Origin of the sequence: Streptomyces sp. NPDC051315, from assembly GCF_044455165.1 — a bacterium.
Taxonomy (GTDB): Bacteria; Actinomycetota; Actinomycetes; order Streptomycetales; family Streptomycetaceae; genus Streptomyces.
Genome location: NZ_JBITEN010000006.1, coordinates 261572 through 280933 on the forward strand (window position 1 = coordinate 261572; position 19362 = coordinate 280933).

Annotated in this window: 17 protein-coding genes and 1 pseudogene; 7 read left to right on the forward strand and 11 right to left on the reverse strand. The window is 73.7% G+C overall.

The features are described 5' to 3' along the window. Positions 1–64 precede the first annotated feature (64 nt). Positions 65–1498 carry an amino acid permease gene (locus ACIBBD_RS14595; protein WP_399419720.1) on the forward strand — a complete coding sequence of 478 codons (1434 nt, stop codon included), beginning with the start codon at positions 65–67 and terminating at the stop codon, positions 1496–1498. Here the strand turns inward: ACIBBD_RS14595 and ACIBBD_RS14600 are convergent. Continuing rightward, on the reverse strand, positions 1452–1910 hold the full coding sequence (locus ACIBBD_RS14600) for an ATP-binding protein (protein ID WP_399419721.1): 459 nt from the start codon (positions 1908–1910) through the stop codon (positions 1452–1454). The two genes, ACIBBD_RS14595 and ACIBBD_RS14600, sit on opposite strands and share 47 nt — an antisense overlap. A 315-nt stretch (positions 1911–2225) precedes the next feature. Between ACIBBD_RS14600 and ACIBBD_RS14605 the strand changes: the two genes are divergently transcribed. Together ACIBBD_RS14605 and ACIBBD_RS14610 are read left to right on the forward strand one after the other, a co-directional pair. Then, positions 2226–3053 carry an enoyl-CoA hydratase family protein gene (locus ACIBBD_RS14605; RefSeq protein ID WP_399419722.1) on the forward strand — a complete coding sequence of 276 codons (828 nt, stop codon included), beginning with the start codon at positions 2226–2228 and terminating at the stop codon, positions 3051–3053. Between the two features lie 2 nt (positions 3054–3055). Further along, positions 3056–5548 (forward strand): bifunctional salicylyl-CoA 5-hydroxylase/oxidoreductase, encoded by a 2493-nt coding sequence (locus ACIBBD_RS14610; protein ID WP_399419723.1) that lies wholly within the window; start codon positions 3056–3058, stop codon positions 5546–5548. Here ACIBBD_RS14610 and ACIBBD_RS14615 read toward each other — a convergent pair. Then, positions 5441–6250: pseudogene (locus tag ACIBBD_RS14615) on the reverse strand (PaaX family transcriptional regulator C-terminal domain-containing protein); the annotation flags it as partial. The gene ACIBBD_RS14610 and the pseudogene ACIBBD_RS14615 sit on opposite strands and share 108 nt — an antisense overlap. Positions 6251–6265: 15 nt before the next feature. Then, positions 6266–7882: an AMP-binding protein gene (locus tag ACIBBD_RS14620; protein ID WP_399419724.1), complete on the reverse strand. Its 1617-nt coding sequence runs from the start codon at positions 7880–7882 to the stop codon at positions 6266–6268. A 171-nt stretch (positions 7883–8053) separates the two neighbouring features. Between ACIBBD_RS14620 and ACIBBD_RS14625 the strand changes: the two genes are divergently transcribed. Next, a complete protein-coding gene (locus ACIBBD_RS14625; protein ID WP_399419725.1) occupies positions 8054–9184 on the forward strand; it encodes an acyl-CoA dehydrogenase family protein in 1131 nt (376 codons plus the stop codon). Continuing rightward, positions 9181–9582: a RidA family protein gene (locus ACIBBD_RS14630; protein WP_399419726.1), complete on the forward strand. Its 402-nt coding sequence runs from the start codon at positions 9181–9183 to the stop codon at positions 9580–9582. Before ACIBBD_RS14625 ends, ACIBBD_RS14630 begins: the two co-directional genes overlap by 4 nt. Here ACIBBD_RS14630 and ACIBBD_RS14635 read toward each other — a convergent pair whose 3' ends face one another. Beyond that, positions 9583–9771 carry a DUF5999 family protein gene (locus tag ACIBBD_RS14635; RefSeq protein WP_399419727.1) on the reverse strand — a complete coding sequence of 63 codons (189 nt, stop codon included), beginning with the start codon at positions 9769–9771 and terminating at the stop codon, positions 9583–9585. A gap of 235 nt (positions 9772–10006) precedes the next feature. Between ACIBBD_RS14635 and ACIBBD_RS14640 the strand changes: the two genes are divergently transcribed. Beyond that, positions 10007–10435: a DUF6299 family protein gene (locus ACIBBD_RS14640; RefSeq protein ID WP_399419819.1), complete on the forward strand. Its 429-nt coding sequence runs from the start codon at positions 10007–10009 to the stop codon at positions 10433–10435. Here ACIBBD_RS14640 and ACIBBD_RS14645 read toward each other — a convergent pair. The 6 genes from ACIBBD_RS14645 to ACIBBD_RS14670 all read right to left on the reverse strand — a co-directional run bounded on the left by ACIBBD_RS14645 (position 10416) and on the right by ACIBBD_RS14670 (position 15971). Next, on the reverse strand, positions 10416–11381 hold the full coding sequence (locus ACIBBD_RS14645) for a carbohydrate kinase family protein (protein ID WP_399419728.1): 966 nt from the start codon (positions 11379–11381) through the stop codon (positions 10416–10418). The two genes, ACIBBD_RS14640 and ACIBBD_RS14645, sit on opposite strands and share 20 nt — an antisense overlap. A gap of 1 nt (position 11382) precedes the next feature. Then, positions 11383–12546: a methionine adenosyltransferase gene (metK, locus tag ACIBBD_RS14650; protein ID WP_399419729.1), complete on the reverse strand. Its 1164-nt coding sequence runs from the start codon at positions 12544–12546 to the stop codon at positions 11383–11385. A gap of 88 nt (positions 12547–12634) precedes the next feature. After that, complete coding sequence (locus ACIBBD_RS14655; RefSeq protein ID WP_399419730.1) at positions 12635–12967, reverse strand: antibiotic biosynthesis monooxygenase family protein; 333 nt, start codon at positions 12965–12967, stop codon at positions 12635–12637. A gap of 154 nt (positions 12968–13121) precedes the next feature. After that, on the reverse strand, positions 13122–14396 hold the full coding sequence (locus tag ACIBBD_RS14660; protein WP_399419731.1) for a 3-deoxy-7-phosphoheptulonate synthase: 1275 nt from the start codon (positions 14394–14396) through the stop codon (positions 13122–13124). 100 nt (positions 14397–14496) lie between these two features. Then, positions 14497–15189 (reverse strand): O-methyltransferase, encoded by a 693-nt coding sequence (locus ACIBBD_RS14665; RefSeq protein WP_399419732.1) that lies wholly within the window; start codon positions 15187–15189, stop codon positions 14497–14499. Positions 15190–15254: 65 nt separating this feature from the next. Then, the gene (locus tag ACIBBD_RS14670) at positions 15255–15971 is read right to left on the reverse strand and encodes a hypothetical protein (RefSeq protein WP_399419733.1); all 717 of its coding nucleotides are present in this window, start codon (positions 15969–15971) and stop codon (positions 15255–15257) included. A 672-nt stretch (positions 15972–16643) separates the two neighbouring features. Here ACIBBD_RS14670 and ACIBBD_RS14675 point away from each other — a divergent pair. Continuing rightward, positions 16644–18455, forward strand: coding sequence for an AMP-binding protein (locus ACIBBD_RS14675; RefSeq protein ID WP_399419734.1), 1812 nt, complete (start codon positions 16644–16646; stop codon positions 18453–18455). Between the two features lie 8 nt (positions 18456–18463). Here the strand turns inward: ACIBBD_RS14675 and ACIBBD_RS14680 are convergent, their stop codons facing one another. Continuing rightward, on the reverse strand, positions 18464–19348 hold the full coding sequence (locus ACIBBD_RS14680; protein WP_399419735.1) for a LysR family transcriptional regulator: 885 nt from the start codon (positions 19346–19348) through the stop codon (positions 18464–18466). Between the last annotated feature and the right edge of the window lie 14 nt (positions 19349–19362).

Consider the following 19362-nt stretch of genomic DNA (forward strand, 5'->3'; position numbering starts at 1 on the left):
CGTGACCCGCGTCGCCGCGACCCACCCCGTCGCACCCGCACCACCAGAAACGAGCACCACCCGTATGCCCCGCATCAAGTCCCCGGCCCTCCTCGTGGCCGAGTCCGGCGCCGACCGCGAAGGCCACGGCCTGCGCCGCACGATGGGCCTCTTCCAGCTGGTCTGCTTCGGCGTCGGCGCGATCGTCGGCACCGGCATCTTCGTCGGTCTGTCCGACTCGGTCGCGCAGGCCGGCCCGGCCGTCGTCGTCTCCTTCGTCCTCGCCGCGATCACCTGCGTGTTCACCGCGTTCGCGTTCGCCGAGCTGGCCGGCGCCATCCCGGTCTCCGGCTCCTCGTACTCCTTCGCCTACGCGAGCCTGGGCGAGACCACCGCCTTCCTGGTCGGCTGGTGCCTGCTGCTCGAGTACGGCGTGTCGGTGAGCGCCGTCGCCGTCGGCTGGAGCCAGTACGTCAACGAACTCCTGGAGAGCCTCACCGGCGGGCAGCTGCCCGCGGCCCTCTCCAACGGCCCCGGCGACGGCGGAGTGGTCAACCTCCCGGCCGTCCTCGTCATCGCCATGGCCGCCGTCCTCCTCGTCCGCGGAGTGCGCGAGAGCGCCCGGGCGACCGCCGCCATGGCCGTGCTCAAGCTCGCGATCCTCGTCGCCTTCTGCGCGATCGGCTTCAGCGCCTTCCGGGACGGCAACCTCACGCCCTTCACCCCGGCCGGCCTCGGCGGCATCGGCGCCGGCACCACCGCCGCCTTCTTCTCCTACATCGGCTTCGACGCGATCACCACGGCCGGTGAGGAGGCCAGGAACCCCCGCCGGGACGTGCCCGTCGCGATCCTCGTCTGCATGGGCGTGGTCACCCTGCTGTACTGCGCGGTCGCGCTCGCCGCGATCGGCGCCGTCGGCGGCGACGAGGTCGCCGGCCGCCCCGCCGCCCTGTCGTACGTGGTCAACCAGGTCACCGGCTCCTCCGTCGGCGGCGGGATCGTCGCCTTCGGCGCGGTCGTCGCCATCGCCTCCGTCGTCCTCGCGGTGATGTACGGCCAGACCCGCATCCTGCTGTCCATGGCCCGTGACGGACTCGTCCCGCGCGTCTTCGAGAAGGTCTCGCCCCGCACCGCCACGCCCGTGGCCGGCACCCTGATCGTCGCGGGCGTCTTCGCGCTCCCGGCGGCCTTCGCCTCCCTGGACGCCGTGATGAACCTGTGCACCATCGGCACCCTCGCCGTCATGGCCGTCGTCAACATCGCGGTGATCGCCCTGCGCCGCCGTGAACCGGGCCTGGCCCGCACCTTCCGCGTCCCGCTCGTCCCCCTGCTGCCCCTGCTCGGCGTCGGCTGCTGCCTGTACCTGATGTACGAGACGGGCTGGACGACCTGGCTGCAGTTCGCCCTGTTCCTCGCGGCCGGTCTCGCGCTGTACGCCCTCTACGGGCGCCGGAACTCCCGGCTGCCGCGGCTCACGCGGGACGCGGACGCCACTGTGGCGGAACCGCAGCCAGTCTGAACCACACCGCCTTGCCCTTCTCGGTGGGGCGGTGACCGCAGGACGAGCTGAGGGCGCGGATCAGCAGCAGGCCACGCCCGTGCTCCTGCCAGGGGTCGGGCTCCCCGCCGGACGGACGGGTCAGGTCGCCGGGCGGCGCCGGGTCGGGATCGTGCACCTCGACCTGGCAGCCGGTCGGCAGCAGCTGCACGACCAGCTCTATCGGAGCGTCCCCCGCGGTGTGCTCCACGGCGTTCGCCACCAGCTCGGCGGTGAGCAGCTCCGCCGTGTCGCTGTCCGCCCCGTGCTCCAGCTCGGCCAGTGCCGTACGGACCAGTGCGCGGGCCACCGGCACGGCCGCGGCTGAGTGCGGCAGCGCGACGCGCCAGGAGGCGGATGAGGCAGGGCGTTCGTGCAAGGCGAGTCCGTTCATGGCGCAGGTTCCTGTACTCGACATCAGGCCGTCCTGCTTTCAACTCCAGGAATGGTACGGCGGCCTCCGGCAGGGGCGCGGGGCGGTCGCCGTCGGGACCTCCGGCCCCGCACCGGCGGCTTACCCGGCTCAACGGGCCCGCTCGCCCCCCTGATCCCGTTGTTACCGCGTCATCGACGACCGGTGACGCATGTGACGCGACCCGGTCACGCGGTACACCCCCGTCACCTACCCGCACCGTTTATCGCGCACTCCTGACGACAGTCAGATAAGAGTGATAATTTGGGGGAACCGCTCGTCGAGGAGGCCGCCCTCATGAGTCCCTTCACCGGCTCCGCCGCCCGCACCTCCGACTGGCACCACCTCCGCGTCACCCACGCCGACGGCGTCGCCACCGTCACCCTCGCCCGCCCCGCGAAACTCAACGCGCTCACCTTCGGCGCCTACGCCGACCTGCGCGACCTGCTCGCCGAACTGTCCAGGGAGCGCTCGGTGCGCGCCCTGGTGCTGGCCGGCGAGGGACGCGGTTTCTGCTCCGGCGGGGACGTCGAGGAGATCATCGGCGCCACCCTCGCCCTGGACACCGCCCAGCTCCTCGACTTCAACCGGATGACCGGGCAGGTCGTCCGGGCCCTACGGGAGTGCCCGTTCCCGGTGATCGCGGCGGTGCACGGGGTGGCCGCGGGCGCCGGCGCCGTCCTCGCCCTGGCCGCGGACTTCCGCGTCGCCGACCCCACCGCCCGCTTCGCGTTCCTCTTCACCCGCGTCGGCCTCTCCGGCGGCGACATGGGAGCGGCCTATCTGCTCCCGAGGGTCGTGGGCCTCGGCCACGCGACCCGTCTGCTCATGCTGGGGGAGCCGGTCCGGGCACCGGAGGCCGAGCGGATCGGCCTGATCAGCGAGCTGGCCGAGGACGGCCGGGCGGACGAGGCCGCACACCGGCTCGCCCGCCGCCTCGCCGACGGTCCGGCCCTGGCGTACGCCCAGACCAAGGCCCTGCTCACCGCCGAACTGGACATGCCGCTGGCGGCGGCGGTCGAACTGGACGCGGCCACCCAGGCCCTCCTGATGAACGGCGAGGACTACGCGGAGTTCCACGCGGCGTTCACCGGGAAACGGGCACCGAAGTGGCGGGGGCGGTAACCATGGCAGCCCACGCGGGGATGCCGGCCGGAGGGGCGCGGGCGACCGCGCGACCAGCCACCCACGACCCGCGGCCGCACGAGGGGAGAGGCCACCCCCTGCGCGTGGCGGTCATCGGCGGAGGCCCCGGGGGCCTCTACGCCGCGGCCCTGCTGAAACGCCTCGGCCCCGACCGCGAGGTCACCCTCTGGGAACGCAACGCCCCCGACGACACCTTCGGCTTCGGTGTCGTCCTCTCCGACGAGACCCTGGGCGGGATCGAGCACGCCGACCCGGCGGTGTACGAGGCCCTGCGACGGGACTTCGTCCGCTGGGACGACATAGACGTCGTCCACCGGAACACCCGCCACACCGCCGGGGGCCACGGCTTCGCCGCCCTCGGCAGGCACCGCCTCCTGGAGATCCTGCACGACCGCTGCCGCACCCTCGGCGTCGACCTGCGCTTCCACACGGAGGCGCCGTACCCGGGGCGGCTGGCCGAGGCCTACGACCTCGTCATCGCCGCCGACGGCGTGCACAGCACCACCCGCGAGGCCTACTCGCACGTGTTCCGCCCCCGTGTCGTCAGCCACCGCTGCCGCTACATCTGGCTGGCCGCCGACTTCGCCTTCGACGCCTTCCGCTTCGAGACCGCCGAGACCGAGCACGGCGTGATGCAGCTGCACGGCTACCCCTACGCGGCCGACGCCTCCACGGTGATCGTCGAGATGCGCGAGGAGGTGTGGAGCGCCGCCGGCTTCGACGAGCTGGGAGAACAGGAGTCGGTCGACCGCTGCGCCAAGATCTTCGCCGACGCGCTCGGCGGACGGCCGCTGCGGTCCCGCAGGTCCGCCTGGACCACCTTCCGCACGGTGGTCAACGAGCGCTGGTCGCACGGCAACGTCGTCCTGCTGGGCGACGCCGCCCACACCGCCCACTTCTCCATCGGCTCCGGCACCAAGCTCGCCGTCGAGGACGCCCTCGCCCTGGCCGCCTGTCTGGACGAACAGCCCACCCTGGAGAGGGCGTTGAGCGCCTACGAGGAGGAGCGCCGGCCCGTCGTGGCCTCCACCCAGCGCGCCGCCCGCGCCAGCCTGGAGTGGTTCGAGAACCTCGCCCTGTACGCCGGGCAGCCACCCCGCAGGTTCGCCTTCAACCTGCTCACCCGCAGCCGCCGCGTCACCCACGACAACCTGCGCCTGCGCGACGCGCACTTCACCGAGGCCGTGGAGCGCGAGTTCGGCTGCCCGCCCGGCACGCCCCCGATGTTCACCCCCTTCCGGCTGCGCGGTCTGACCCTGCGCAACCGGGTCGTCGTCTCCCCGATGGACATGTACTCGGCGACCGACGGCCTCCCCGGCGACTTCCACCTCGTCCACCTGGGGGCCCGCGCCCTCGGCGGAGCCGGACTGGTGATGACGGAGATGGTGTGCGTGTCCCCCGAGGGGCGCATCACACCCGGCTGCACCGGCCTCTACACCGGCAGGCAGGCCGAGGCGTGGCGGCGGATCACCGGGTTCGTGCACACCCGGGCGCCGGGCACCGCGATCGGCGTCCAGCTCGGGCACTCCGGACGCAAGGGCTCGACCCGGCTGATGTGGGAGGGCATGGACGAACCGCTGCCCGACGGCAACTGGCCCCTGGTGGCCGCCTCCGCACTGCCGTACAAGCCGGGAGGCCGGCTGCCGCGGGAGCTGAGCCGGGCCCGACTGACGGACGTGCGGGAGCAGTTCACGGCCGCCGCAGCGCGGGCCGCGCGGGCCGGCTTCGATCTGCTCGAACTGCACTGCGCACACGGCTACCTGCTGTCCGGCTTCCTGTCCCCCCTGACCAACCGCCGTACGGACGCCTACGGTGGTTCGCTCGAGCGGCGGCTGCGCTTCCCGCTCGAGGTGTTCGACGCCGTCCGGGCGGTGTGGCCGGAGGAACGGCCCATGACGGTCCGGATCTCCGCCACCGACTGGGCCGTGGGCGGGACCACGGCCGAGGACGCCGTCGAGATCGCCCGGGCGTTCGCCGCGCACGGCGCCGACGCGATCGACGTGTCCACCGGGCAGGTCGTCGCCGAGGAGACACCGGAGTTCGGGCGGTCGTACCAGACACCGTTCGCCGACCGGATCCGCAACGCGGTGGGCGTGCCGGTGATCGCGGTCGGCGCGATCTCCTCCTGGGACGACGTCAACTCGCTGATCCTGGCCGGACGCGCGGACCTGTGCGCCCTGGGCCGCCCGCACCTGTACGACCCGCACTGGACGCTGCACGCCGCCGCCGAACAGGGCTACGACGGCCCGGGCGTCGTCTGGCCGGATCCGTACCGGGCGGGCAGCCGGCCGCCGCGCACCGGACGCACCGACGCGCCCAGACCCCGTCTCACCCTCGGGAAGCGACGCGGGTCAGTCGGTCGCGGGTACCCCGGCGAACTCCGCCCCGGCGTCCCGCAGCCGCTCGTGCAGCCCCCGGAAGACGGCCGCCGAGCGCGCCCCCGGCCAGGCGGCGGGGAGCAGCCGGGCAGGTAGACCGGGGTCGGCGTAGGGGAGATGGCGCCAGGAGTCCAGGGCGAGGAGGTAGTCGCGGTAGGCCTCCTCCTCGGGGGTGTCCGTGCGCCGCTCCCAGGCGCGCAGGACGCCCTCGTGGCGGTCGAGGAACGCCTCGTGCTGCTTGGCGATGGCCGCCAGGTCCCACCAGCGGGCGACGGACTCGGCGGTCGGCGCGAAACCGAGGTGCTCGCCGCGGAAGAAGTCGACGTAGGGGTCCAGGCCCAGCCGTCGCAGGGAGTTGCGGGTCTCCTCGTACAGCCGGGCGGGCGCGATCCACACGCCGGGGGCGGCGGTGCCGAAGCCCAGCGCGGCCAGCCGGGAGCGCAGCACGTGCCGCTTCTGCCGCTCCGACTCCGGCACGGAGAAGACCGCCAGCACCCAGCTCTCGTCCTCGGGCGGCGCGGCGGCGTAGATCCGCCGGTCGCCGTCCTCGAGCAGCTGCCGTGCCTGCGACGACAGTTCGTAGCCCGCGGCGCCCTGGGCCGTGCGGGCCGGCAGGAGCAGTCCGCGCCGTTTCAGCCGGGACACCGAGGAGCGTACGGAGGGCGCGTCGACGCCGACCGCGGCGAGCAGTCTGATCAACTCGGCGACGGGCACCGGGCCCGGCGCGAAGCGGCCGTACGCGCCGTAGAGCGTGACGATGAGAGACCGAGGTGCTGGCTGGTCGGACACGTTGATCATCTTAGGTCGTCGGCATCACTGCTGGTCACCATCGGTGTCACTGTCGGCCTCACCGCCGGTGCGCAGCCGGAACCGCTGGAGTTTGCCGGTCGCGGTGCGCGGCAGGGCGTCCAGGAAGACGATCTCGCGCGGACACTTGTACGGCGCCAACTCGGCCCTGACGAAGGCGCGCAGCGCCTCCGCGTCCCGCCGCGCCTCCGCGCGCAGCACGGCGAACGCCACCACGACCTGCCCGCGCGCCTCGTCGGGGCGCCCGACGACGGCGGCCTCGACGACGTCCGGATGCCGCAGCAGGGCCTCCTCGACCTCGGGGCCCGCGATGTTGTACCCGGCCGAGACGATCATGTCGTCGGCGCGGGCCACGTACCGGAAGTAGCCGTCGGGCTCGCGGACGTAGGTGTCGCCGGTGAGGTTCCACCCGTGCCGCACGTACGCGCGTTGACGCGGGTCGGCGAGGTAGCGGCAGCCGACCGGGCCGCGCACGGCGAGCAGTCCGGGCCGGCCGTCGGGGACGGGTTCACCGTGCTCGTCCTGCACGCGCGCGTCCCAGCCCGGGACGGGGACGCCCGTGGTGCCGGGCCGGATCCGCTCGTCGGCGGCGGAGATGAAGATGTGCAGCAGCTCGGTGGCGCCGATGCCGTTGATCAGGCGCAGCCCGGTCCGCTCGTGCCAGGCCCGCCAGGTGGCCGCGGGCAGGTTCTCACCGGCGGAGACGCACCGGCGCAGCGACGACAGGTCGTGGCCGTCGAGGTCGTCGAGCATCGCCCGGTAGGCGGTCGGCGCGGTGAACAGCACGGACACCCGGTGCCCGGCGATGGCGGGCAACAGCTGTCTGGGGCCCGCCTGTTCCAGCAGCAGCGCGCTCGCGCCGGCCCGCATCGGGAAGACGAGCAGGCCACCGAGGCCGAAGGTGAAACCGAGCGGAGGACTGCCGGCGAACACGTCGTCCTGCCGTGGCCCGAGCACATGCCGGGAAAAGGTGTCGGCCACGGCGAGCACGTCCCGGTGGAAGTGCAGGCACCCCTTCGGCCGTCCGGTGGTGCCGGAGGTGAAGGCGATCAGTGCCACGTCGTCGGCGGCGGTGTCCACGGCCCGGTACGGCGTGTCCGGCGCCGGCCGGCGCAGCAGGTCGCCGGGGGCGTCACCGCCGTACGTGGCGATGCGCAGGCCGGGCACCTCGGCCTTGGCGAGGTCGTCGACCGTCCGGATGTCGCACAGGGCGTGCCGCACCCGGGCGATCTCGCACATCGTGCGCAGCTCGTGCGGCCGCTGCTGGGCCAGCACGGTGACGGCGATGGCGCCCGCCTTCAGCACCGCCAGCCAGCAGGCCGCCAGCCACGGCGTGGTCGGCCCGCGCAGCAGCACCCGGTTGCCCGGGACGATCCCGAGGTCGCCGGTGAGCAGGTGCGCCAGCCGGTCGACGCGGGCGCGCAGCTCGCCGTACGTCCAGGCGGGGCCGGTGGGGGTGTGGAAGACGGGACGGTCCGGGTCGGGGCCGGTGAGGAGTTCGGCGGCGCAGTTCAGCCGTTCGGGGTAGCGCAGCTCCGGCAGGTCGAAGCGGAGATCGGGCCACTGACCGGGTGGCGGGAGGTGGTCGCGCGCGAAGGTGTCGACATGGGCCGAGACGGTCATGGCGGGTCGCCCCCTTGCCTTGGTGGGCGCCGGGACGGGCGCCGTGACGGGCGTCGTGGTGGGCTCGCGCACCGAGCGTATCGCGTTGGTGACGACAGTCAACGGTTCGCGATACCGTCGGGGGAGGCAGCGGGAGGGCCCGGTGGGGCCCTCGGAGGAAGGGGCCCGGCGATGCCCGCATTCTCACTCGAACCGGAGCAGACCGCCTGGTGTGCCGACCTGCGCGCCCTGGCCGCCGACCGGCTGCGCCCCCTCGCGGACAAGGGCGAGCCGGGCCGCGTCAACCGTCCGCTCGTCGCCGAACTCGGCCACCTGGGGCTGCTGGCCCGCCTGTTCACCTCCGGCGCCGTCGGCCTCTGCCTGATGCGCGAGTCGCTGGCGTACGCCTGCACCGAGGCGGAGACCGCGCTCGCCCTGCAGGGGCTGGGCGCGCATCCGGTCCACGTCCACGGGACCGCCGCCCAGCGGGACCGCTGGCTGCCCCGCGTCACCGACGGCAGCGCGGTGGCCGCTTTCGCGCTCAGCGAGCCGGGCGCCGGTTCGGACGCCGCGGCACTGTCCCTGGCCGCCGAGCCGGACGGACCGCACGGCTGGCGCCTGACCGGCGAGAAGTGCTGGATCTCCAACGCCCCCGAGGCCGACGTCTACACCGTCTTCGCCCGCACCACCGAGGGCGCCGGCGCCCGGGGCGTCACCGCCTTCCTGGTCCCCGCCGACCGCCCCGGCCTCACCGGCTCCGCCCTCGACCTGCTCTCCCCGCACCCCGTCGGAACCCTCCGCTTCGACGCCGTCCCGGTCACCGCGGACGACGTGCTCGGCGAGCCGGACCGCGGCTTCCGGGTCGCCCTGGGCACCCTCACCCTCTTCCGGCCCAGCGTCGGCGCCTTCGCCGTCGGCATGGCCCAGGCCGCCCTCGACGCCACCGTCGCCCACACCGCCGGACGGGACGCCTTCGGCGGCAAGCTGAGGGATCTCCAGACGGTCGCCCACCAGGTCGCCGAGATGGCCCTGCGCACCGAGGCGGCCCGCCTGATGGTCTACGCGGCGGCGACGGCGTACGACACCGGCGCCCCGGACGTGCCCCGCCGGGCCGCCATGGCCAAGCTGCTCGCCACCGAGACCGCGCAGTACGTCGTCGACACGGCCGTCCAGCTGCACGGAGCGCGGGCGCTGCGGCGCGGCCACCTGCTGGAGCACCTCTACCGCGAAGTCCGGGCACCACGCATCTACGAGGGGGCGAGCGAGGTGCAACGCGCGATCATCGCCAAGGAGTTGTACGCGAACGCGGAGGCCGGACGGTGACCGCCGAACGCGTGAACCCGCCCGGGCTGTCCCCGCCGGCCGGCTTCTCCCACGCGGTCGTCGCCACCGGCTCCCGGCTGGTGTTCCTGGCCGGGCAGACCGCGCTCGACGGCGACGGGAAGGTGGTGGGCGAGACGCTGCCGGAGCAGTTCGGGCGGGCGCTGGGCAATCTGCTGGCCGCGCTCCGGGCGGCCGGCGGCACGCCCTCGGACCTGGCGCGCGTCACGGTGTACGTCACGGACGTCGCCGCCTACCGGGCCTGTGCCGCCGAACTGGGCCGGGTGTGGCGGGAGTCGGCGGGCCGGGACTACCCGGCGATGGCGGTCGTCGGGATCGTACGGCTGTGGGACGAGCGGGCCCTCGTCGAACTCGACGGCTTCGCCGTCCTGGGGGACTGATCAGGCGGCGACGGCCAGCTGCCCGGTGCTCACCCGGTGCGGGGCCACGACCCGGCCGTCGGGCAGCAGCTCGCCGGAGTCGTCGAAGACGATCGTGCCGTCGCACAACAGGCTCCAGCCCTGCTCGGGGTGGGCGGCGACGACGTGCGCGGCGTCGGCGAAAGCGCTGGGGGACCGGTGGTTACACATGGCGCACCTCCACGTCGGTGGGGCTGGCCCCGCGGCGGGCCCCGTGCTTCGACCATGCGCCCGCCACACGGCCGTCACCAGAGGACGGAGCGGACCGTGACAGCACCAGGACAACCCCACGACCGTTCGCCGACGCACGGCGCGGACTCGCCACCGAAGGGGTGACGGTCACCGGCGCGGGCGCGCTCGACCGGTACCTGTGGAGGTCCCCATCACAGGAGGTCCTTCCATGCCGTTGTCGTTGCGCCCCGTCCTGACCGCCGCTGCCGGGGCGGCCCTGCTCCTGCTGGCCGCCCCGGCGGCGACCGCCACCTCCGACCCGGCCGAGACGGTCACCGTCGACCCGACCGGCCGCATCGCCGCGGACGGCACCGTCACCCTCTCCGGCACCTACCGCTGCGTCGACAGCACGGGTCCCGTCTTCGTCAGCTCCTCCGTCGCCCAGAAGTCCTCGAGCGTGCGGCACGGCATCGGCGGCACCCGGGCGGTGTGCGACGGTGCCGAACACCGCTGGGAGAACACCGGCAGGGTCTCGTCGGACGCCCTCGAGCCCGGTCCGGCCCACATCGAGGCCATGGTGATGGAGCTCCGGCCGCAGGGCGGCCTGCCGCTGCCCCGCTTCCACGCGGCACAGCGGCAGGAGATCACGCTGGTCGAGGGCTGAGCGGCCGGACCGGCGGCGGGTAGGCCGCCGCGAGCAGGGCGGGCAGGTCGTCCGCGGTGACGTCGTAGGACTGGGTGCCGATTGCGGCCAGGGCGAGCGTCGCCAGGACCGAGCCCGTCCGCGCGCAGCGCACCGCGTCCCCGCCCGCCGCCAGACACGAGAGGTACCCCGCGCGGAACGCGTCGCCGACCCCGGTCGGGTCGGCGACGACGGTCGCCGCGGCCGCCGCCACGTCCACCGGCGGCTCGCCCGCCCGCTCGATCCGGCTGCCCTTCTCGCCGAGCGTCGTCACCCAGGTGCCGACCCTCGCCAGGACGTCGGCGCGGGACCAGCCCGTCTTCTCCAGCAGCAGGCCGTGCTCGTACTCGTTGGTGAACAGGTGGTCCGCGCCCTCGACGAGTTCACGGATCTCGGCCCCGTCCAGCCGGGCCAGCTGCTGGGACGGGTCGGCCAGGAAACGCACCCCGCGGGCCCGGCAGGTCCGGGTGTGCCGCACCATCGCCGCCGGGTCGTCGGCGCCGATCAGCACCAGGTCGACACCCCCGTCGAGGACCCCTCCGAGGTCGATGCCGGACGCCTCGCTCATCGCCCCCGGGTAGAACGAGGCGAGCTGGTTGCCGTCCGGGTCGGTGGTGCACAGGAAGCGGGCGGTGTGGCGGGTCGTGGAGACCCGCACGGCGCCGGTGTCCACCCCCAGGCCGGCCAGCCGCGCACCGTACGCGTGGAAGTCGGCGCCCACCGCCCCCACCAGCAGCGGGCGGTGCCCGAGGCGGGCCAGCCCGTACGCGATGTTGGCGGCGACCCCGCCCTCCCGCACCTCCAGGCTGTCCACGAGGAACGACAGGGAGACCCGGTCGAGGCGGTCGGCCAGCAACTGGTCGGTGATCCGGGCCGGGAACGTCATCAGGTGGTCGGTGGCGATCGAGCCCGTGACCGCTATCCGCATGTCACACCCCTGCCGCCGCCCGCAGCGCCGCCACCCGGTCCGTGCGCTCCCAGGTGAACTCGGGCAGCTCACGGCCGAAGTGGCCGTACGCGGCGGTCCGCGCGTAGATCGGACGGAGCAGGTCCAGGTCGCGGATGATGGCCGCCGGCCGCAGGTCGAAGACGCCGGTGATGGCCGCCTGGATGCGGTCGGCCGGCACCGTCTCCGTGCCGAAGGTCTCCACGAACAGGCCGACCGGCTCGGCCCTGCCGATCGCGTACGCGACCTGCACCTCGCACCGGGCCGCCAGGCCCGCCGCCACCACGTTCTTCGCCACCCACCGCATCGCGTACGCCGCCGAGCGGTCCACCTTCGACGGGTCCTTGCCGGAGAAGGCGCCTCCGCCGTGCCGGGCCATGCCGCCGTACGTGTCGATGATGATCTTCCGGCCGGTCAGGCCCGCGTCGCCCATCGGGCCGCCGATCTCGAACCGGCCCGTGGGGTTCACCAGCAGGCGGTAGCCCTCGACGTCGAGTTTGATGCCCTCCTGAACGAGCGCGTTCAGCTCGGGCTCGACGACGTGGTCGCGGATGTCCGGGGTCAGCAGGGAATCCAGGTCGATGTCGGAGGCGTGCTGGGAGGAGACGACGACCGTGTCCAGGCGGGCGGCACGCTCACCGTCGTACTCGATGGTGACCTGGGTCTTGCCGTCGGGGCGCAGATAGGGGACCGTGCCGTTCTTGCGGACGGCCGTCAGACGCTGCGAGAGACGGTGGGCCAGTCGGATCGGCAGCGGCATCAGCTCGGGCGTCTCGTCGGTCGCGTAGCCGAACATCAGGCCCTGGTCGCCGGCGCCGCCGGTGTCCACGCCCTGCGCGATGTCGGGGGACTGCGCGCCGATCGACACCGAGACACCGCAGGAGGCGCCGTCGAAGCCCTTCTTGGAGGAGTCGTAGCCGATCTCCAGGATCTTCTCGCGCACCAGCCGCGCGATCGGCGCGTACGCCGTGGTGGTGACCTCGCCGGCCACGTGCACCAGGCCGGTCGTGATCAGCGTCTCGACGGCGACCCGCGACGCCGGGTCCTCGCTCAGCAGCGCGTCGAGGATCGTGTCGCTGATCTGGTCGGCGATCTTGTCGGGGTGACCCTCGGTCACGGACTCCGAGGTGAACAGGCGACGGGACATGAGGCGGACGTCTCCTTACCGGCGGGAGGGGCGGCACCGCACCGCGGGGCTGCGGTGCGGTGCCGTGGGACTCGTGAGCGGGCGGGCGTCAGCTCTCGGGGTGGTGGACCGAGAAGACCGTGTAGGCGTGCGGGTCCGGCTTGGCCAGGGCGGCGGCGCGGTCGCGGTAGACCTGGACGTCCGGGTCGGCCATGGTCGCCTTGATGTCGCGCTTGCTCTCCCACTGCGCGTAGTAGACGAGCCGCTTGCCGTCGAGGCTGGTCAGGATGTTCACCGAGATGCAGCCGGGACGGTGCCGGATGAACTTCTCGGCGCCCTCGCTGAGCACCTCGGCCAGCTCCGTCTGCTTCTCCGGCTCGACCTCGAAGACGTTGATCATCGCGAAGGTTCCGTCGTCGGTGCGGATGACGGTCTCGGACATGGTGTCGTTCCCTTTCCACTGGGCGTTCTTACGGGGGTGGTTCCGGACCTGCGGGGCTGTGGTCCGGACGTGCGGGGTGCGAACCGGTCCACGGGTGTGGTCCGGACTCACGGCGGTGCCGGTCGGTGGGCTCTCGAAGCGGGCTCGAGGGGCCTCACGGACGGGGGGTCGTCCACGCGCGGGCCACCTCCACCGCCTGGGCGGGGTTGAGGCGGGGGTCGCAGTGGGACACGGGGCCGGCGGTCCGCTGCGGTGCGGCGTCGAGTTCCGCCGGGTCCCCCCAGACGCACTCGGCGACGTCGTACGGCGTGGTCTCCAGGTGCAGTCCCGCGGGCGTGCCGCCGGCGTTCGCGACCACCTCCAGGAAGGTGCGCACCTCCTCGACCACCGTGCGCACCGAGCGGACCTTCACGCCCGACGGCGACTTGACGGTGTTGCCGTGCATCGGGTCGCACAGCCACGCCACCGGATGGCCGGCGTCGCGCACGGCGGCGACCAGCGGCGCCAGCGCGTCACCGACGGCCCCCGCGCCCATCCGGGCGATCAGCGTGAGCCGGCCCGGTTCGCGCGCCGGGTCCAGCCGGGCGCACAGGGCGAGCAGCTCCTGCGGCCGGGTCGTCGGACCGACCTTGCAGGCCACCGGGTTGGTCACCCGCGCCAGCATCATGACGTGCGGCCCGTCCGGCTGCCGGGTGCGCTCACCGATCCACGGCAGATGCGTGGAGGCCAGCAGGATGTCCCCGCCCGCGGTCCGCCGCAGCAACGGCAGTTCGTAGTCGAAGACGAGCGCCTCGTGGCTGGTCCACACCGGCGCGCCCGTCGGCAGCGCCCAGTCGCTGGTGCGCTGCCGCAGGTACGTGACGGCGCGGTGGGCGGCGTAGTAGCACTCCAGCATCCGCCGGGGATCGGGGCGGCGGGCGGCCGGGGTGGGGTCGGGCCCGTTGACCAGGTGGCCCCGGTACACCGGCAGTTCGACGCCGTCGACGGTTTCCATGGGGGCACTGCGCGGCTTGGCGAACTGGCCGGCGATCCGGCCGATGCGCACCACGGGCAGGCCGGTGCCCGCGACCATCACCCCGGCCAGCGCGTCCAGCAGTCCGGCCTTGCGCAGCACCGCCGAGGGGGCGCACTCCGCGGGGTCCTCGGCGCAGTCGCCGGCCTGGATCACCAGACAGTGGCCGGCCGCGGCCTCGGCGAGCAGGGTCCGCAGCAGGCGGACCTCCTCCCAGCCGACCAGGCCCGGCAGCCGCGCCAGTTCGGCGCGGGCGGCCGCCACCTGGACGGGATCGTCCCACTGCGGCTGCTGTTCGGCGGTGCCGAGGTCGCGCGGGAAGTCCTCGTCGAAGCCGTCGAGACCGTCGAGGCCGTCGAGCGGGTGCTCCGCGGTGAGGGTGTGCAGCGGATATCCGGGGCGGGTCGGCCCGGTCACGGTGATCCTCCTGCCGGTCGGCGCGGTTCGTGGGGCGGGCGCGGCGGCCCGGGGCGTGTCCTGCGGGCCGCCCTGGGGCCGCCGTGCCGGGCGGGCGTCATCAGAACGGCGACTCTCCGGCGGGCAGCCGCCGCGCCATCGTCAGACCGTCCGCGAGCGGCAGCATCACGAGCTGGACCCGCTCGTCCCGGCGCGCGTGCTCGTTGAACTTGCGGACGGCGGCGGCCTTCTCGCCGGGGAAGTCGTCGATCACCTCGCCGCTGAAGAGCGTGTTGTCGACCAGCAGGAGCGCGCCCGGCTTCATGCGCGGGACCAGCTCCTCCCAGTAGTCGATGTAGCCGGGCTTGTCCGCGTCGATGAAGGCGAGGTCCAGGTGCGGTTCGGCGGGCAGGGCGCGCAGTGTCTCGGTGGCCGGGCCGAGCCGCAGCTCGATACGGTCGTCGACGCCGCCGCGGGCCCAGAACTCCTGTGCCAGCGAGGTCCATTCGGCGGAGACGTCACAGGTGACGAGCGAGCCGCCCGGGGCCAGTCCGCGGGCCAGGCACAGGGAGGAGGAACCGGTGAAGGTGCCCACCTCGACGACGCGGCGGGCGCCGAGCAGCCGCACCAGGAAGGTCAGCAGCGCGCCCTCCTCGGGGGCGACTACCATGTGCGCCTGGTCGGGAACGGCCGTCCGGGTCCGCTCCGCCAGCTCCACCAGGAGCGGGTCGGGGGTCATCCTGCCGACGGTGAGCAGGTAGTCGTGGAGGTCGGGGGTGAGCGGGATGTTCCTGAGCGTTTCGTTCCGCAGCACGGGGTTGCTCCCGGTGGTCGTAGGGACGGATGCGCGCTTTCTTCGGGGCGCGGCGCGCGCCGGTCTCAGGCGGTGGTGCGGGTGACGGCCGGCCAGGCGGCGTAGGCGCGGCGTACGGCGTCGTCCTGGCGGGGGAGGGCGGCGGTGACGGCGCGCAGGTCGCCGGAGCAGTGCAGTTCGAACCGGCGCCGGTGCGCGGGTCGCGCGGCGTCCCGCACGAAGTACAGGACCGTCGAGCCGTCCGGGCCGCCCTCGCGCGGGTTGTGACCGCCGCCCTCCCACAGCAGTCCGGCCTCGGTGTGCCAGGCGGTGACGAGCCGGCGCAGCAGTGGGCCGGTCGGTCGGCGGACGACGAACGCGGTGTGGTTCTCGAAGCCGTGCGCGGCCTCCGACTCCTCGATCCGCGCGTCGAACGCGTGGCTGTCGCGCGGGAAGAGGAAGACCTCGACCGCGGGGTGGCGGCGCCCGTCCGGCAGATCCAGACGCAGGCGCGTGATGTGGACCTCGCACCGGACCGGGTCGAGCCCGTGGCGGGCGCTCAGCCGGCCCCGGACCACGGTGCTCGGCACCGCCGGCAGGGGCGCCAGGCCGGCCCGCTCCAGCTCGTGCAGGCCGGCCTCGAGCGTGGTGGGGAAGAGCAGGACAGCGCAGTGGTCGAACAGGCAGTCCCGTTCCGCGAGGGAGACCGCCGTGCCGTGGGGGGTGACCGGCGAGAGCAGCGAGGAGACCGGGGCCTCGGACGCGAAGCGGGCCTCCCGGATCGTCTCGTCCAGCCGGCGCACATCGGTGTCGGAGAATACGCCGCCCCCGGTTAACGCGTCGGCCGAAAAATCGGGAGATCCGTCGGCCGATACGTCGGACGGCAGCGTTTTTTCCTGGGTTTCGCCAGAGGAATGAACGAAGGCCATTGACACCTCCTGCATCAGGGCCGACGGAATTCTGTGTCGGTCTTCGACGATCGGGCAAGAGCGATTTGCTGAGATGCGGCGGCGGATGGCCGCAAAACGGCGTGCGGCCATCCGTTGGACGCCGCTGAACAGGGGAAACGGTGTGCGTTCGACCTTCTCGATGACCGTCATCGGAGCAGCCGATCAGTGCCGGAGCCTCCGCTCGACGCCTTTGTGGAAACGGAGTCCGGGATTTCTCTATTGATATTCCTTACCGGTTGCCGGGGCTGATTTCCCGTACGGAAGGGCATCGCGCGACCAGGTTGCAATTCGGTGGTGCCGATGAGACCCATCGGGGGGACCGAACAGCGGAGGCGGGGTGCCGGAAAAGTCGCACCCGCGCCCCTCCGGAACGGCCTGCATAGGGATTCGTTATCGGCGCCGGCCGTCGGGAGCGGGATCACGATTCCTTATCGGCGTTCGCTGGACGATCCATTCCGGGGCCGCACAGAATCCGGTGTCGCAAGGCAGTGACCGTTTCGCTCTGCCGTAAACGGAGGTTTCCTCGTGAACGCTCCCGCACACTCCACGGAATCCCCGCCGGCGTTCCTCACGTTCCCCGAAGCACTGGAACGCGCCGCCGCCCGCCGCACCACGCCCGCCCTGTGGGACGGCGGCCGATGGCGGACCTGGCAGGACTGCCTGCACCAGGCCGAACGGACCGCCGGCGCCCTGTGGCGGCGCGGGTTCCGGGCCGGGGACGTCCTGGCGGCGCAACTGCCCAACTCCTGGGAGCTGGTGGTGCTCCACGCGGCCACCGCCCGCCTCGGCGTCCTCCTGCTCCCCCTGCACTCCGCCTACGGCACCCGCGAGGCCCAGGCCCTGATCGACCAGTCCGGCGCCATCGGCCTGGCGGCCCGCGCCGTCAGCCGCGGCCACGACCGCGTGGGGGAGGTCCTCACGGTGCGGGAGCGGTGCCCTTCCCTACGGCACGTGTGGCTGAGCACGACGGGCACCCCCGCTGCGGGCACCCCCACCTCGGCGCCCGCCACAGGCACCCTCGCCTCCGCGCCGATCGCCGGCACCCCCACCTCGGCGCCCACCGCCGACGCCCCGCCCCCGTACGTCTCCACCGCGCTGCTCGCGCCCGCCCCCACCGGCACGCCCCGTACCCCCACCGCCGGGCTGCCCGATCTGCGCGAGCTGTTCGACGAGGAGCCGGGCGGGGAGTTGCCGGCCCCGCCCGCGGACCCCCGTGCCCCTCTGGTGCTGCTCGCGTCCTCCGGGACCACCTCGCAGCGGCCGAAACTGTGCGTGCACAGCCATGGCGGGCTGCTCGGCAACGCGGCGGCCGTCGCACGGGACGGCGGGCTCGGGGCGGGGGACACGATCGTCTCCGCGAGTCCCCTCAGCCACGCCTTCGGACTGCTGTCGGTGCATCTCGCGCTGGTGACGGGGGGAGCCGTCGGACTCTTCGACGGGTGGGAGCCGCGGCGGTTCGCCGGGACACTGGCCGCCGCCGGGGCCACCGCCGCCTTCGCGGTGCCCGCGCAACTGCGCGACCTGCTCGCCCTGTGGGCGGACGGCGAGGACAGTGACGTCCGGGAGCGGCCCCGCCCCGCCCTGCGGGAGGTCCGCACCGGCGGCGCGCCCGTGCCCCGTGAACTCGCCGACGGAGTACGGCGGACGCTGGGCGCGCGGCTCGTCGTGCAGTGGGGGATGACGGAGGTCGGCGCCGGTACCTACACCCGGCCCGACGACCCGCCCGAGGCCGCGTTCACCATCGGCCGGCCGGCGTCCGGTGCCGAGGTCCGGGTGCTGAACCGGGACGGCGACCCCGCCGCCCCCGGTGAGACCGGCGAACTCCAGTACCGCAGCCCCTACATGTTCACCGCCTACTACCGGGCCCCCGAACAGACCGCCGCGGCGCTCACCCCCGACGGCTGGCTGCGCTCCGGTGACCTGGCCGCGCTGGACGCGGACGGGGCCGTCGTCTACCGGGGCCGCGCCGACGAGCTGATCAACCGCGGCGGCCTGAAGTTCAGCGCGCTGGAGGTCGAGGAACTCCTCAACGACCTGCCGCAGCTGGCGCAGCACGCCGTGGTGGGCCGGCCCGACCCCCGGCTCGGTCAGCGCGGCTGCCTGCTCGCCGCCCTGCGCGAGGGCGCCCGCCTGACCCTGGACGAGGTGACCGTGCACCTGTCCCGCAAGGGACTCGCCACGTACAAGCTGCCCGAGCAGCTCGTGCTCGTGGACCGGCTGCCGACCACCGTCACCGGCAAGATCGCCCGCGCCCGGCTGAGGGCGATCGCGCTGCCCCCGCTCGCCCCTCGGCCGGACCGCCGCCCGACCGAGCCGGTGGGGGAGCCCGCGCGATGACCGCCGGCTCAGCCCCCGAGCTGCTTGCGCAGCACCGTCTGCAGCCCCACCAGGTTGGGGTTGGAGGAGTTGCGGTCCAGCCACGTCATCGTGACCGGCGTGCTGAGGTCGGCGTCGTCGACCCGGACGACCGCGACCTCGCCCCGCTCGGCCTGGGCGCGCACCGCGAGGGACGGCAGCAGCGCCAGACCCATGCCGGCCGCCACGCACGCCCCGAGCGTGCCGATGCTGGACACCTCCGCGACCGGCTCCTTCGCGGCGGACCCGGCGGGGCCCGCGAAGACACCGTCGTACATCTCCCGGAACCCGCAGCCGCGTTCGGTGGCGAGGAACGGTTCCGCGGACAGCTCCGCGAGACCGGCCCGGCCGCGTGCGGCCAGCGGGTGCTCCGGCGGGGCGATGACCACCAGCGGCTCCTCCGCCAGCGTCTCGGCCCGCAGGCCGGCGTCCCGCGGTGGTTCGCCGAAGGTCAGGCACACGTCCAGGTCACCCCGGCGCACCGCCCCGTACAGCGCCCCCCGGTTGTCCTGGGCCACCCGCACCCGCGCCTCCGGATACAGCGACCGGTAGCGCGAGAGCACCCCGGGCAGCAGGTTCAGCCCGACCGTCTCCAGCGCGCCGACCGCGACCTCCGAGCCGGGCCGGGAGACCGCCCAGCGCGCCTCCTCCAGCAGCTTGAGGATGCGCTCGGTGTACTCCGCCAGCGCCACCCCCTGCGGCGTCAGCCGTACCCGCCGCTGCGAGCGGTCCAGCAACTCCACGCCCAGGTCGCGCTCCAGCGCCTGGATCTGGTCGCTGACGCTGGACTGCGCGTAGTGCAACTCCTTCGCCGCCTGCGTGACGCTGAGCGTCCTGGCGACCGTCTCGAACGTCCGAAGATGCCGTAACTCCACGACTCCGTGGCCCC

What these genes read in the sequence shown, in the direction of transcription:
- ACIBBD_RS14595 (WP_399419720.1), top strand. Translation starts at nt 65, where the DNA reads ATGCCCCGCATCAAGTCCCCGGCCCTCCTCGTGGCCGAGTCCGGCGCC.
- ACIBBD_RS14600 (WP_399419721.1), bottom strand. Translation starts at nt 1,910, where the DNA reads ATGAACGGACTCGCCTTGCACGAACGCCCTGCCTCATCCGCCTCCTGG.
- ACIBBD_RS14605 (WP_399419722.1), top strand. Translation starts at nt 2,226, where the DNA reads ATGAGTCCCTTCACCGGCTCCGCCGCCCGCACCTCCGACTGGCACCAC.
- ACIBBD_RS14610 (WP_399419723.1), top strand. Translation starts at nt 3,056, where the DNA reads ATGGCAGCCCACGCGGGGATGCCGGCCGGAGGGGCGCGGGCGACCGCG.
- ACIBBD_RS14620 (WP_399419724.1), bottom strand. Translation starts at nt 7,882, where the DNA reads ATGACCGTCTCGGCCCATGTCGACACCTTCGCGCGCGACCACCTCCCG.
- ACIBBD_RS14625 (WP_399419725.1), top strand. Translation starts at nt 8,054, where the DNA reads ATGCCCGCATTCTCACTCGAACCGGAGCAGACCGCCTGGTGTGCCGAC.
- ACIBBD_RS14635 (WP_399419727.1), bottom strand. Translation starts at nt 9,771, where the DNA reads ATGTGTAACCACCGGTCCCCCAGCGCTTTCGCCGACGCCGCGCACGTC.
- ACIBBD_RS14645 (WP_399419728.1), bottom strand. Translation starts at nt 11,381, where the DNA reads ATGCGGATAGCGGTCACGGGCTCGATCGCCACCGACCACCTGATGACG.
- metK (WP_399419729.1), bottom strand. Translation starts at nt 12,546, where the DNA reads ATGTCCCGTCGCCTGTTCACCTCGGAGTCCGTGACCGAGGGTCACCCC.
- ACIBBD_RS14655 (WP_399419730.1), bottom strand. Translation starts at nt 12,967, where the DNA reads ATGTCCGAGACCGTCATCCGCACCGACGACGGAACCTTCGCGATGATC.